Here is a 13,517-nt window from a genome sequence, read left to right as displayed (position 1 = left end):
GGGGAGGGTTTGTTCAGTCCACGACAAACAACTTCGCGCCCGCCACTGTCTGCGAACGATGCGCCTCAGCCTCATCGGCCACCTGATAGCTCATGCCCGGCGTCATGGTGAAGCGGCGTCCGTCTTCGAGTTCGGTGACGAGTTCGCCCTCCAGTACCAGCAGAATGTGGCCCTTGCGGCACCAGTGGTCGGCCAGGTAGCCGGGTGTGTACTCGACTTGCCGCACCCGCACGTTGCCGAACTGCCGGGTGCGCCACAACGCTTCTCCAATCTCGCCCGCGTGCTTTGTCACCGGCACATCGGCCCAGTCGGTCACGCCAAACGCAATATCCGTCATCTTCATTCTGAGCTCTCCCCGGAGCGCCGCGAAACAGCGCGCCCCACAACTGCTGGGACGCGCCGTGATGAACGGTCTGCGTGGTACCACCCAACTTCGTCAGCGCTCGCCGACCTCGTTGCAAGCCCTCTGCCGGGGGGTGTCCGGGGCGGTCTAATCGGCCACAGGGAATCGGCCTTTCTTCGCCCAGCGCGGGAGGTGATCTTCGGCGGAGCGCGGACCGTCAGGCTTTCACCGTCCCTGATTCGCTCATGATCCCGTGTGCTCCGTCTACTGTCCTCGCGTTCGCCTGGAGGGTTGTTTGACCCCGCTGTGGGGCTGAGCTTCATGCTAAACTCGGCGGCTCGCCGGGTCAACCGTCAGGGGTACTTTTGCCTGCCCGCGCTTCAGACCGCTAGACTGCGAACCAAGCCCACCTGCCATTTTGCATCCTTCCCGCTCCCACCGGGGCCGACCCCCACTGAGGCATCACTGTGAACGACCACCTGGGCACCGATACCCTGCCCTTTTACGAGCTTCAACAAAAAATCCTGCCGGAACTGCATCTGATCGCGGCGCAGGCGGGCATCGAGAATTACCGCAAGCTCAAGAAAGACGCCCTGGCCCTGGCCATCATGGAGCGTCAGGCCGAGCGCGAGGGCCAGACCCTGGCCCGCGGCTTTCTGGAAATCAGTCCTGACGGCTACGGCTTCCTGCAGGGTGACCTGCTCGACCCGTCGTCGCGCACGGTGCTGATCACGGCGGGCATTATCAAGCAGTTCTTCCTGCGCAGCGGCGACGAGGTCATCGGCCGCGCCCGCCGCCCGCGCGAGAACGAGCGCTACGGCTCACTCATTCAGGTGGAGGCGGTCAACGGCCTGTCGCCCGAGGCGGCCCGCCTGCGTCCGCGCTTCGACGACCTGACCCCGACCTTCCCCGATCAGCAACTGGTGCTCGAAGAACCCGGCGTCGCCGACGGTGTGAGCCTGCGGGTCGTCGACCTGCTGGTCCCGATTGGCCGGGGCCAGCGCGCGCTCATCGTCGCGCCGCCAAAAGCCGGCAAGACCACCCTGCTGAAAAAGATCGCCAACTCGATTACCCGCAACTACCCCGACGTGACCGTGATCGTGCTGCTGGTTGACGAGCGCCCCGAGGAGGTCACCGATTTCCGCGAGAGCGTGCAGGGCGCGCAGGTGATCGCCTCCACCTTCGACGAGCCGCCGCAGCACCACGTGCGGGTGGCCGAGTTCGTGCATGAGCGCGCCCGCCGCTTGGTTGAAGACGGCGGTCACGTGGTCATCCTGCTCGACAGCATCACCCGCCTGGCCCGCGCGAACAATCTGGTCACGCCGCCCACCGGGCGCACCTTATCCGGTGGTCTGGATTCCAACGCCCTGCATTGGCCCAAAAGGTTCCTCGGCGCGGCGCGCAACATTCGCGAGGGCGGCAGCCTCACCATCCTCGCCACCGCCCTGGTCGAGACCGGCTCGCGCATGGACGACGTGATCTTCGAGGAGTTCAAGGGCACCGGCAACGCCGAACTCGTCTTGTCACGCCGATTGGAAGAGCGGCGCATCTTCCCGGCCATGGACATCACCAAGTCCTCGACCCGCCGCGACGAACTGCTGCTCGACCCGGCGGTACTCAACAAGATGTGGCTGCTGCGCAAGGTCATCAGCGACATGGATCCGGCCGACGCCATGGAAATGTTGCTGGGGAGAATGGGCAAGACCCGCAACAACCAGGAGTTCCTGGCGGCTCTGGGTGGTGGCTGAACCCCGAAGTCGTCGGGTCGGGAAGCAGTAAAGTCGAATTCTTCACACCTGAAGTCGGGCGTCTGCGCTTGAATGCTAACGAATCATTCATCTTTCGACCCGGAGACCTGCCTTGGCCCACGACGCTTTGCCCCAGCCATTTTTGCGCTCTGCCTGCCATCTGTTTCCCCGACAGCTGGCCGCCTGCCTGAATCTGGCGCTGGTGGGTCTGGCTCTGGCCGCTCCCACACCGCTGCCTCCGCTGCCCTGGCCCGCGCCGGGTGCTCTGCCCATCGGTACGCTGCTGCGCCCCGCTCTCGCGCCGCGCCCGCATCCCCCATTCCGGCTCCAGACCCAGGCACCCCAGGACCGCTCCGGCCGCTGGGCCGCCTGGGTCATCGCCGCGCCGCGTGAGCGCCCCGCCCAGATTGCCGAGCGCTACGGCGTGACGCTCTCGGCCTTGCGGGTGGCACAACCCGGCGGCGAGCGTGCGCCCTCGGGCCTCCCGCTCCCGGCAGGGCAGGTGGTGCGGGTGCCGCTGCCGCCGCCGACCACCACTGTTCGCCGCCCGGCCAGCTTCAAAACCGTGACGCTGCGCTACGGCGATACCCTCAGCGCCCTGATGCTGCGCTATGACCTCTCGGAGCGTGAGCTGATCAGCGCCAACCTCGACCTGGGTAGCCTCGACAAGCTGGCGGTCGGCACCCGGCTCAACATTCCCACCCGTGAAACCGGCCTGCTGCTACGCATCAAGCCCGGCCAGAGCGCCGCCGAGCTGATCCGGCTCTACCATGCCGCGCCCATCGCGGTGGCGCGTGCCAACGCCATCACGCTGCCCACGGAGCTCAAGGTCGGTGACGAGCTGCTGTTGCCCGGCATCTACGCCGACTCGCGCCGTGACGAACTGCTGGCCCGCCGGGAGCGCGCCGCCCAGCAGGCCAGGGAAGCGGTGGTGCTGGCGCAGTATCGGGCGTTCGAGGCCTGGAAGACGGCCCGGCTCAAGGAGCGGCAGCGCCGCTACGACGCTTACCAGGCGTGGCTGAGCAGCCCCGAGCGCCTGGCCCTGGTTTCCAAGTACCAGCGCCAGGCCAAATACGATACCTGGACAGCCCAGCAAGCCGCCGAGGCCGCCGTCCGGCAGGCCGAGTATCAGGCGTTCGTGGCCCAGCAAACCGCCGAGGATGCCGCCCGCACCCAGGAGATCAAGGGCCAGATGCTCGATCTGGCCGCCAACGATCCGCGTCCGCAGATGCAGGCGGCGGTGCTGGCCGAGCGCCAAGCGCCGGATCTGCACCTGATCTGGCCGCTCGACCGTCCGCGCCTTACCAGCCGCTTCGGAGAAGAAGACATCGAGTTTCACGTCGAGCAGTTTCACGGCGGCCTCGACATGGTGCAGCCGACCGGTACCCCGGTTCACGCGGCCCAGGACGGCGAGGTCACCAAGAGCGGCGACGGCGCGTTCGGCACCAACGTTTACACCGTGGACGACAGCCTGGGCCTGACCGTCGTCTACGGCCACCTCAGCGCCACCGCCGTGGACATCGGTCAGCACATCAAGCAGGGCGATCTGATCGGCTACGTGGGCTGCAGCGGCGAATGCACCGGGCCGCACCTGCACTTCGAACTGCGCTTGGGCGGCACCCCGGTCGATCCGCTGGCCTTCTTGCCGTGATTCATTGAAACTGGTTCCCCCGACTTCTCCATTCTGGCCCTGGCGAGGGAACCAGTTCAGGGCTATGCTGCCAGGCATGACCAACCACTCGACCCAGCAAGGTACCCCTGAAATCAAGTTCGGTTTCGCCGAGATGTTCAAGGGCGGCGTGATCATGGACGTGGTGACGCCCGAGCACGCCCGCATCGCCGAGGCTGCCGGAGCCACCGCCGTGATGGCCCTGGAGCGCGTTCCTGCCGATATCCGCAAGGACGGCGGCGTGGCCCGTATGAGCGACCCTAGCATGATCAAGGAGATCATCGCCGCCGTGACCATTCCGGTGATGGCCAAGGTCCGCATCGGGCATTTCGTGGAGGCCCAGATCTTGCAGGCGCTGGGCGTGGACTTCATCGACGAGTCCGAGGTGCTGACCCCCGCTGACGAGAGCTACCACATCGAGAAGAGCAAATTCAACGTGCCGTTCGTGTGCGGGGCCAAAAATCTCGGCGAGGCGCTGCGGCGGGTGGGCGAGGGAGCCAGCATGATCCGCACCAAGGGCGAGGCCGGCACCGGCAACGTCGTGGAAGCGGTCCGGCACGCCCGCACCATTCTGGGCGAGATGCGCTCGATTCAGGCCCGTCCCGCCGAGGAACTGATGTCGGTGGCCCGCGACCTGGGCGCGCCCTACCATCTGGTGCAGTATGTCCACGCCCACGGCACCCTGCCGGTGGTCAACTTCGCAGCGGGCGGCGTGGCGACCCCCGCCGACGCGGCGCTGATGATGCAGCTCGGCCTCGACGGGGTGTTCGTCGGCAGCGGCATCTTCAAGAGCGGCGGCGGCGACCTCTCGCAGATCGAGAAGCGCGCCCGCGCCATCGTCAAGGCCGTGACCCACTTCAACAACCCCGACATCCTGGCCGAGGTCAGCGAGAACCTGGGCCTGCCGATGACCGGCATCAACATCGATTCGCTGATTCCCGAAGAGCGTCTGGCCAGCCGGGGCTGGTGAGGGTTCGGTGGCCCCGGGCCGTCGCCGCGATCATTCACTCATTTCCTGGGGCAGGGCGGCGCGCGTGTGGCCCCCTGCCTTCCCCCGTTCAATTCTTGGAGCCTGCATGACCCCATCTCCCTCCCCCCCCACCATCGGCGTGCTGGCCCTCCAGGGGGCCTTTCGCGAGCACAAGCGCTTGTTGCAGACCCTCGGCGCGCAGGTCAGCGAGGTCCGGCTGCCGCAGCAGCTCGAAGGGTTGTCGGGCCTGATCTTGCCGGGCGGCGAGAGCACCACCATCGGCAACCTGATGGTCGAGTACGGGCTGATTCAGGCCATCCGCGACTTTCACGCCTCGGGCGGCGCGATCTTCGGCACCTGCGCGGGCATGATCTTGCTGGCCCGCACCATTCACGGCACGCCGCCGCAGTTCGGCGTCCAACCTTGCCTCGATTTGATGGACATCACCGTGCAGCGCAACGCCTTTGGCCGTCAGGTCGATTCGTTTCGCACCTCGCTCGACGTGTCGGGCTTCGAGACGCCGTTCCCGGCGGTCTTCATCCGCGCGCCCATCATCGAGGCGGTGTTGCCGGGCATTGAGGTGCTGGCCGAGCACCAGGGCCAGATTGTGCTGGCCCGCAGCGGCAACTTGCTGGCCGGCAGCTTTCACCCCGAACTGACCGGCGACGCCCGCATCCACGAGCTGTTCCTGAGCATGAGCCGCCGCCCCGAGCAGGCCCACTGACGCAGACACCACGCAGGGATGAAGTGCGCCTGAAAACCGCCGCGCCGACCCGCCTGCTATGCTCCAGGCCGTGCGTTCTCTGATCCGGCCCCCGCTGACCCCCCACACCTTCAAAGACGGTGAGCGCACCCTGCGCTACACCCGCCAGGGCACGGGGCCGCCGATCATCCTGATTCACGGCCTGAGCGGTTCGGGGCAGTGGTGGCGCTTCAATGCCCCGGTGCTGGCCGAGGCCCACGAGGTGCTTACCCTGGAGTTGCTCGGCGGGGTGGGCGTGCAAGACGCCGCCCGCCTGATCGTCGCCTGGGCGCAGCACCTCGGTCTGCCGCCCGCCGCCGTGGTTGGGCACAGCATGGGCGGGCAGATCGCGTTGTACGTGAGTGCCTTCGCTCCCGAGCGGGTCAGCCGCCTGGTGCTGGCCTGTGCCAGCGGCCTGCTGCACGCCAAATGGTGGCGGGTGGCGCTCAATCTGCCGCGTGCCGGGTTCTCGGGCCGCCCGCGCTTCGTGCCGGTGGTCGTGCGCGACTCGCTCAGAACCGGGCTGCCCAACCTCTACCGCTCGGCGCGCGACCTGCTGCGCGACGATGTGGCGGCGCTGCTGCCCACCGTCGAAGCCCCGACCCTGGTGATCTGGGGATCGCGCGACCCGCTGGTGCCGCCCAAACTCGGTCAGCAGCTGGCCGCCAGCTTGCCGCACGCGCGCTACGTTGAGCTGGCCCACGCCGGTCACGTCGTGATGGTTGATCAACCGCGCGCCTTCAACGCGGCGGTGCTGGCTTTTCTGGCCGAAGCCGACCCCGCATGACCCAGGCGCGCAACGCCGCCGCCGGGCACCCCACCCAGTCGGGCCAGTCTCACTTCAGCACGGTTCGCAGGCTGCGAACCCACGCCCGTGTCTACGGCGCGGCCCACCCCGAGGGCGTCATCATCGTGCCGGGGCTGGGCTGCGCCTCGTGGATGTACCGCCGCCTGGCGCGCACCCTATCTCGCTGGCGCAAGGTCTGGGTTTACGATCCGCCGGCCCACGGCTTCTCGGCGGGGCGGCTGATGTACCCGGCGCGCATCGAGCAGCTCACCGACCATCTGGCCGAATGGCTCAGCCTGAATCAGCTGTCCGGCACGCCGCTGCTGGGCCACTCGCTGGGCGGCGAGGTCATCATCGATCTGGCGGCCCGCTACCCGCAGCTCGCCGGGCCGCTGATCGCCTGCGCGCCCACCGGCATTCCCGAGAACCCCAATGTGGCCGTGCAGTTGTGGCGGCTGACGCTGGACATGCCGCGCGAACGGGTGCAGCTGTGGCCTTTCGGCCTGGCCTCGTATTTGCGCACCGGCCCGCTGCACTTCTATCAGCTCGCCCAGGACCAGTACGACCACGACACCGGCCCGCTGCTGGGGCGCGTGCGCTCGCCAGTGCTGGTGATCGACGGCACCGCCGACCCGGTGATCCGGGCCTGGACCCTGGAGAGGATGTCGCAGGCCATTCCCGGCGCGCGGGCGGTGCGGGTGGCGGGCGGGACCCACGCCCTGACCGACTCACACCCGATCGAGGTGGCGATGCACACCCTCGATTTTCTGGAAGACCTCTCGGGGCGCTGAAGTCAAAGCACCTGGCGCAAAAGACGCCTTTCTGTTGCATCCGGGCGGACATGCAAAGTGGGCGAGAGCGGGCGGGCCCCTCCCCAGGTGCTGCTTAAGGCAGTGGCGTTGACTGCGCGCTGTGCCCACAAACAAACGCTCTAGACTGAAGCCATGCCGCCTGAACCACCTGCTCCGGCAGCCAACCCGCAGGACATTCCGCTCAGCCGCCTGCACGGCCTGAGTGACGGCGTCTTTGCCATCGTGATGACCCTGCTGGTACTGGAACTCAATGTGCCGGAGGTGGTGCGCGGGCTGGGTCAGGCGGCCGAGGCTGCCGCCGTGAACGAAGCGCTGATCTCGCTGATCGGGAAACTCGCCATCTACGCCCTGACCTTTGTGGTCACCGGTCTGAGCTGGCTGAGCCACAGCCGCCTGTATACCTACGTGCGCCGCAGCGACCAGCGCCTCGCCTTCCTCAATATCCTCTACCTGATGATGGTCTCGCTGCTGCCGTTCACGGCCGCCTTGCTCGGCGCGCATGGCAACGTTCCGGCGGGCATCTGGCCCTACGCCCTCAACCAGATGCTGATCAGCGCCTCGTATGTGCTGATGCTGCGCTACGGCCGCCTCCACGCGCTGGCCGAAACCCACGCACCGATCCGGATGCTGGCGATCCGGGCCTGGCTGAACCTGGCCGTCTTCATAGTGATGGGTCTGGTGGGGTTCGTTCAGCCGAGTCTGGCCTGGTTCGCGCCGAGTCTGCTGGGCGTCGTTCAGCCGCTGCTGTCGCGCTTGTTGTCGCGCGACTGACGGCGGCCCCGCCCGGCGCGTCTTCCTGGTTGCCCTCATAAACGGGCCTGCTAGAATGCGGCCCGTGTATACCAACCGCCGCGCGAACTTTGAATACGAACTGCTGGAGCGGTTCGAGGCGGGCATCAGTCTGACCGGCAGCGAGGTCAAGAGCATCCGCGCCGGGGGCGTCGATTTCCGCGACGCCTTTGCCCGCTTGCAGGGCCACGACATTGACCTCGAAGGGCTGTACATTCCCGAATACAAAGATGCCAGCTACAACAACCACACCCCCCGCCGCACCCGCCGCCTGTTGCTGGGCCGTGAGGAAATCGCCAAGATCGAGCGTCAGCTCAAGGTCAAGGGCCTGACCCTGATTCCCACCCGGCTGTATCAGAAAGGCCGCTTTTTCAAGGTGGAGGTGGCGCTGGCCCGCGGCAGGAAACTGCACGACAAGCGCCGCGCCGAGGCCGACAAGGAAGCGCGCAAAGAGATCAGAAACGCATGAACCTGCGCGCTGATCTGCGGCTGCGCGCCGCGCTGCTGGCCGCCCTGCTGCTGCTGGGGGTGGCCGGAGCGCAGTACGCCTACAGCAAACTGATGCTGGGCGGCCAGGAAACCCAGGCCATCGTGCTGGGCGGAGCCGAGTACGCCGCCCAGGGCACCCTGTCGGGCGTGGTGCAGGTCAGCCGCCAGGACCCCTACGTGGTCGTGCAGGGACTGGGCCACGAACTGATCTTGCCGATCGACCAGGACGCCGAGCGCGCCGCTACCACCTTCAATACCGTGCAGCTCGACAACACCCGGCTTAACGCCCGCACCGCCACGCTGGTAAACGGCGAGCTGTACCTGCCACTCGACACCCTGGCGCGCGGGCTGGGGGCCGATTATAAGACCGGCGCCTTCTCGCTGCCTGCCGCCGCGCTGACCAACGTTTCCTCACGCGCCGGCAAGGACACCGACCGCATCGTGCTGGATTTCAGCCGCGACCCGCAGTACGCCGTCAACGTGGTCGGCAATACCCTGACCCTGATTCTCAAAGGCGTCAACGCCAATCCGCAGACCTACGCCACGCGCGGGGCCTTCGTGCCGAGCTTCACGGTCACCTCGGCCAGCGGCAACGCCCGGCTGGGCCTCACACTGGGCAGCGGCGCGGGCTACCGGCTCTTCAAGGTGGTGCGCCCCGGCAGCGTGCGGCTGGTGCTCGACATCGGGCCAGGCCTGCCGCGCAACGTCGCGGCCCTGACCGACGCGCCGCGCGCCCCGCTGATCGTGCTCGACCCGGCCCCCAAGGGCGGCGGCAGCCTGGACATCCCGCTGGAAGTGGCGCGCGCCACCGGTGAACTGCTGAGCAAATCCGGCTGGCAGGTCAAACTGACCCGCAGCGCGGCGGGGCGGCTGCCGATTGCCGAGCGCGAGAAATTGGCCCGCCAGAGCCAGGTGTTCGTGACGCTCAGCCTGGGCCGCTTTCCCGGCGCGAATCGTCAGGGCATCACCCTCTATCAGCCGGTGGGCGAGCAAAACGCCCAGGTGATCAACGCCTACCGTGACGCGGCCAATGTCAGCCCGCTGATCAGCGCGGCGGTGGGCGACGGCGGCGAAACCAAGCGGCTCTCCGAATTGCTGCTCGGTGAACTCGGCGCGCGCGGCCTCAAGGCGGGTGCCCAGCCGGTGCCGCGCCTGTATCTGGCTGGGCAGGCCCCCCACGCCGCTTTCGAACTCGAACTTGGCTGGCCGCAAAACGCCGGTGACCTCGCCAACCTGATCACCCCGCAGCGCACCGGTAAGGTCGCCGACGCCCTGGCGCTGAGCGTGGCCACCTTCCTCAAGGCGCGCGCCGCCAACCTCAGTGGGAGCGGCCAGTGAGACGGCTGATCACGCCCTTCAATCTGGTGGGCCTGCTGCTCTTGGTCGCCTCGCTCTTCGTGCGCGAGTGGGTCTCCAGACCGCCCACCTCGCCCACCCCGCCGCCGCTGCAACTCGAACTGGTGCAGCCACTGCCCGTCACGCTCTACTTTTCCAACGACAAGGTCGACGGCTTCGTCAAGGAAAACCGCACCGTGTCGGTGGAGGGCAAATCGCCGGGCAAGCTGGCGCAGGCGGCGCTGGTGGCCTGGGCCCGCGGACCGCTGAACGGCAAAGGCCTGCGCGACGTGCCGCAGGGCAGCGCGGTGCCGGACGTGTGGGTGCGCGGGGTGCACTTCTATGTCAATCTGCCGACCAGCTACACCCAGTTCAACTACGGCGTCAGCGGCGAGCGTATGGTCATCTGCTCGCTGACCCGCACCCTGCTCGAGCAGTCGGGCAAGGACGTGCTGTTTCTGGTGGGGTCGCAGAGCAGCCCGACCCTGCTCGGCCACATGGACCTGACCCGCCCCTACACCAAAGCGGACTGCGCCGACTGAGCAGCTGACGTGATCGAGTCCATCACCCTGCAAGGCTTCAAGAGCTTTGCCGAGCGCACCCGCCTGGAGTTCGGTGCCGGTATCACGGCCGTTATCGGCCCCAACGGCTCGGGCAAGAGCAATGTGGTGGAGGCCATCCGCTGGGCCACCCACCAGGCCCGCGCCCGTGAGCTGCGGGCCAGCCGGGCCACCGAGCTGATCTTTCACGGCTCCGGCGGTAAGGCCCCGCAAGGGCTGGCCGAGGTGCAGCTCGAACTGCAGACCCCCCAGGGCCAGCTCAGTTTCAGCCGCCGCATCTACCGCGACGGGAGCGCCGAGCAGGACCTGGCCGGACGCGCCGCCCGCGCCCGCGACATTCACGCTGCGCTGCGCGGCACCGGTCTCGGCCCCGGCGGGCTGGCCATCATCGGGCAGGGCGAGGTCAGCGCGGTGGTACAGGCCGAGGGCAAGACCCTGCTCGGCTACCTTCAGGAAGCGGCGGGCCTGAGCCGGGCGGTGGCTGCCCGCGAGGACGCCGGGCAGCAGCTGGCGGGCGCAGCCACGGCGCTGGCAGAGCTGGAGCGTACCGAAACCGAGCTGGCCTTGCGGGTGCGGCAGCTGGAGACCGAGGCCGGGGCCGCCCGCCGCCACCGCCAGCTGGGCCTGCGCGAACTCGCCCTTGCAGACGCGCTGCACCGACAGCGCCAGGACACGCTGCTGGCCGAATGGCGGGCCGCCCGCGAGCAGGCCGCCCGGTTCGGCAACGAGTCCGCCGAGGTGGCCCGCCAGACCCAGCGGGCCGCTGCCGAGCTGGAAGCCGCCCGGACGGTGCTGAGCACACTGCGCGCTGATCAGCAACTTCACCAGCAGGCGCTGGAACTGCTGGCGGCGGCCCAGGACGCCGAGCGCCGGATCCACCGCTCGCTGGCACACCTCCAGACCGAGCGTGCCCAGACCGAGGCCGAACTTGCGTCCCTCGTCTCGGCGGCTGAGCCACTGCCCGAGGCCTCCGACCCCATACCGCTGCAAGCTGCCCTCGCCCGGATTCGCGCCGAGCTGGCCCGCCTTGACGACCGCCAGCGCCCACTCAGCGCCGAGATCCAGCGTGCCCGCCGCCTGGAGGCCCAGCAGGCCGAAGCCGCCACCCGCACCCAGACGCAGCGCGGCAGCCTGGAAACCGAACTCGCCGAGCTGAGCGCCGCGCTTGGCGACCTCGCGCCCCAGCTGATGCAGGCCCGCGCGGAGCTGAGCGCCGCTGCCGCTGCTCGCCAGCATGCTGAGCAGGCGGCCCAAATCGACGCCCGCCAGCGCGGCGAGCTGCAGGCCCAGCTCACCCGGCTGATGCGCGAACTGGCTGAGCGCCGGGCCGAGCGCGCTCCCTTGCAGCGCGAGCAGTCGCGCCTGGAAGCGGCTCTGAGCAGCTACGCCCGCTACGGCGAGGGACCGCGCCACGCCCTGACGAGCGGCCACCCCGGTCTCGTCGGCTCGGTGGCTGACCTGATCGAGATCGGGGAAGGGGTGCAGGTGGCGCTCAGCGCCGCGCTGGGTCGCCGCACCGAGCAGGTGGTGGTGCGCCGCGCGGACGACGCCCGCGAGATCATCGACCTGCTCAAGCGCCGGGGCGGACGGGCCACCTTTTTGCCGCTCGATCTGCTGCGGGTGCGCCCCCGCCGCGACGCCGCCTTCCTGAACCTGCCGGGCGTGGTTGGCAATCTGGCTGAGCTGTGCCCCAGCGACCCGCCGCAGATCAGCGGGGCGCTGCTGGCCGATACCCTGCTGCTCGAAGACTTGGCCGCCGCCACCCGGCTGGCCCGACAGTTTGCCAACCGCCCCCGGCTGGTGACGCGGGATGGCGAACTGCTCGAACCTGGCGGGGCGCTGACCGGAGGCCGCACCCAGGGCGGCGGCACGGGCGTGCTGGCCGATCAGCGCCGGATGCAGGAGCTGATGGACGAACTCTCGGCGCTGGACGCTGCCGAGGCCCGCCTCCAGCTCGCCGAGCAACAACTCGGTGCCCAGCTCGCCGCGCTGCCCGCGCTAACCCGCGCCGGAACGGTTGAAGCCGAGCGCGAGGCCGAGCGCCGCGTCACCCGCCTCGACACGGCCCTCCAGGCGGCCCAGATGCGCCGCCAGCTGGTCCTGGGCCGCCTCGAACCGCTGACGACAGCGCCCCATCCCACCCCGTCTCCGTCTCCCGAGGTGCCGCTGGCCGAGCTGGAAGCCCAACTCACCGAACTCGCGGTGGCCCAGGAACGGCTGCGTGCCCAGGAGCGCGACCAGACCGAGCAGCTGGCCCGCGCCCGCGATCTCGCGGCCCGCCGGGCACTGGCCGAGGCCGCCGCCGCCCGCCAGCAGGCTGCCGAGAATCGTCTGGCGGCCAATGCCGGATTGATTGCCGAGCAGCTGGTTCAGCAGCGTCTGGTGGCCGCCGAGGTGGCGCGCCGCCAGCAGGAGGCCGAGTCGCGCCGCCCCGCCGGGCTGACTGACGCCGAGCAGTGCCAACAAGAGGTCAGCCGCGACTACGCCAACCTGCTGGCCCGCCAGAACAAGCTGCGCGAGCAGCTGGAGGCTGCTCAGCTGCTCGCCGCCCGCCGTGAGGGCAGCCTGGAAATTTTGCCCGACGGTGCGCAACTGCCCGGCAGCGCCCGCGAGTGGAGCGCCGAACTCGCCCGCGTGCGGGCCGAGTTGTCAGACCTCGGCCCAGTCAACGCGCTGGCCGGGGCCGAGCATGCCGAGCAGACCGCCCGCCTGAACCAGCTTCAGGCCCAGCGCCAGGACGCCGCTGCCGCCGCCCAGGTCCTGACCGACCACCTGATCGGGCTGGCACGCGGCGAGGAGACGGCCACCAGCGCCGCTTTCCGGCGGGTCAATGCCGCTTTCGCCGAGTACAGCCGCGAACTGCTGGGCGGCGAGGGCGAACTGGAAGCCGAGCGCGGCGAGGATGGGCGGCTCTGCGGTCTGAAACTCCAGGTGCAGCCCAAAGGCAAGCGCACCCGCAGCCTGACCCTGCTCTCGGCCGGCGAGCGCACGATGGCGGGCCTGGGCTTTCTCTTTGCGCTCAATCATGCTGTTGCAGATGGAACCAGCGGCCTGCCGCTGGCGGTGCTCGACGAGGTGGACGCTCCGCTGGACGAGGCCAACATTCGCCGCTTCACCCACTTTCTGGAGGTGTTCGCGGCCAGAGGCGCGCAGTTCGTGCTGGTGACCCACCAGAAAGCGACCATGGAGGTGGCCCAGGCCATCTGGGGCGTGACCACCGATCAGAGCGGCGCGTCACGGCTGCTGAGCATCCGTCAGGGCGAGCGCGGCTGA

The 13,517-nt window shown here is 68.8% G+C and carries 12 protein-coding genes; 11 read left to right on the top strand and 1 reads right to left on the bottom strand.

Annotation, left to right across the window (positions count from 1 at the left end; genetic code table 11):
• Window positions 1–13 precede the first annotated feature (13 nt).
• Window positions 14–337, bottom strand: a complete 324-nt coding sequence (locus tag GUI70_RS09820) for a DHCW motif cupin fold protein (protein WP_237724815.1) — start codon at window positions 335–337, stop codon at window positions 14–16.
• A gap of 473 nt (window positions 338–810) precedes the next feature.
• On the opposite strand from GUI70_RS09820, the gene rho reads away from it, so the two are divergent.
• The 11 genes from rho (at window position 811) to GUI70_RS09765 (ending at window position 13,517) form a co-directional block, all read left to right on the top strand.
• Window positions 811–2,091 (top strand): transcription termination factor Rho, encoded by a 1,281-nt coding sequence (rho, locus tag GUI70_RS09815; protein ID WP_368733631.1) that lies wholly within the window; start codon window positions 811–813, stop codon window positions 2,089–2,091.
• A 112-nt stretch (window positions 2,092–2,203) separates the two neighbouring features.
• Entirely contained in the window at window positions 2,204–3,742 is a 1,539-nt protein-coding gene (locus GUI70_RS09810) for a peptidoglycan DD-metalloendopeptidase family protein (protein WP_161882126.1), read from the top strand.
• 76 nt (window positions 3,743–3,818) lie between these two features.
• Window positions 3,819–4,730 (top strand): pyridoxal 5'-phosphate synthase lyase subunit PdxS, encoded by a 912-nt coding sequence (gene pdxS / locus GUI70_RS09805; protein ID WP_161882125.1) that lies wholly within the window; start codon window positions 3,819–3,821, stop codon window positions 4,728–4,730.
• A 106-nt stretch (window positions 4,731–4,836) separates the two neighbouring features.
• Window positions 4,837–5,454 carry a pyridoxal 5'-phosphate synthase glutaminase subunit PdxT gene (pdxT, locus tag GUI70_RS09800; RefSeq protein ID WP_161882124.1) on the top strand — a complete coding sequence of 206 codons (618 nt, stop codon included), beginning with the start codon at window positions 4,837–4,839 and terminating at the stop codon, window positions 5,452–5,454.
• 70 nt (window positions 5,455–5,524) lie between these two features.
• Window positions 5,525–6,259 carry an alpha/beta fold hydrolase gene (locus GUI70_RS09795; RefSeq protein WP_237724814.1) on the top strand — a complete coding sequence of 245 codons (735 nt, stop codon included), beginning with the start codon at window positions 5,525–5,527 and terminating at the stop codon, window positions 6,257–6,259.
• On the top strand, window positions 6,256–7,050 hold the full coding sequence (locus GUI70_RS09790) for an alpha/beta fold hydrolase (protein WP_161882122.1): 795 nt from the start codon (window positions 6,256–6,258) through the stop codon (window positions 7,048–7,050). The genes GUI70_RS09795 and GUI70_RS09790 overlap by 4 nt, the downstream gene beginning before the upstream one ends.
• Window positions 7,051–7,203: 153 nt before the next feature.
• Window positions 7,204–7,842, top strand: a complete 639-nt coding sequence (locus GUI70_RS09785) for a TMEM175 family protein (protein WP_161882121.1) — start codon at window positions 7,204–7,206, stop codon at window positions 7,840–7,842.
• Between the two features lie 55 nt (window positions 7,843–7,897).
• On the top strand, window positions 7,898–8,329 hold the full coding sequence (smpB, locus tag GUI70_RS09780) for an SsrA-binding protein SmpB (RefSeq protein WP_161882120.1): 432 nt from the start codon (window positions 7,898–7,900) through the stop codon (window positions 8,327–8,329).
• The gene (locus tag GUI70_RS09775; protein ID WP_161882119.1) at window positions 8,326–9,687 is read left to right on the top strand and encodes an N-acetylmuramoyl-L-alanine amidase CwlD; all 1,362 of its coding nucleotides are present in this window, start codon (window positions 8,326–8,328) and stop codon (window positions 9,685–9,687) included. The genes smpB and GUI70_RS09775 overlap by 4 nt, the downstream gene beginning before the upstream one ends.
• The gene (locus GUI70_RS09770; protein WP_161882118.1) at window positions 9,684–10,226 is read left to right on the top strand and encodes a GerMN domain-containing protein; all 543 of its coding nucleotides are present in this window, start codon (window positions 9,684–9,686) and stop codon (window positions 10,224–10,226) included. Before GUI70_RS09775 ends, GUI70_RS09770 begins: the two co-directional genes overlap by 4 nt.
• A gap of 9 nt (window positions 10,227–10,235) precedes the next feature.
• Window positions 10,236–13,517: an SMC hinge domain-related protein gene (locus GUI70_RS09765; RefSeq protein ID WP_161882117.1), complete on the top strand. Its 3,282-nt coding sequence runs from the start codon at window positions 10,236–10,238 to the stop codon at window positions 13,515–13,517.

Source organism: Deinococcus alpinitundrae (assembly GCF_009982895.1).
GTDB classification, from domain to species: Bacteria; Deinococcota; Deinococci; order Deinococcales; family Deinococcaceae; genus Deinococcus; species Deinococcus alpinitundrae.
The sequence above is the reverse complement of the archived record's forward strand: the minus strand, read 5'-3'. Positions and strand labels throughout refer to the sequence as shown.